The sequence below is a fragment of the Bartonella sp. AA81SXKL genome, from assembly GCF_042196945.1.
Classification (GTDB): domain Bacteria; phylum Pseudomonadota; class Alphaproteobacteria; order Rhizobiales; family Rhizobiaceae; genus Bartonella.
Genome location: NZ_JBHIRH010000381.1, coordinates 297 through 576 on the forward strand (window position 1 = coordinate 297; position 280 = coordinate 576).

The following is a 280-nucleotide window of genomic DNA, read 5'->3' on the forward strand; positions in this document are numbered from 1 at the left end:
TTCTGAAACTTTTTCTGCTTTTGTTTCTCGTAATTCTTGTTCCCTAATTACTGGTAAAGATTTTTCCGACGCCTTCTCTTCTCCGGATGATGAAGGGGTTGTTTCAACGGAGCGTGGTTTTTCTTTTGGTTTAAAAGGCGCAAAACTATCTATCTGTCCCTCCCCAAAATGACGAGCGTCTTCTTTTTCTTGTGGTTTGGTAGTAGGCTTTACTGCAGGAATTGCACGCACAGGAGCATTCAAGGCACCCTGTTGAGAAGCAAATTCTTCAGTCACAGGA

The 280-nt window shown here is 42.9% G+C and carries 1 pseudogene; it reads right to left on the reverse strand.

Features of this window, described 5'->3' with window-relative positions:
* Positions 1-280 (reverse strand): annotated as a pseudogene (locus ACFINZ_RS11815) (cell envelope biogenesis protein TolA); the annotation flags it as partial.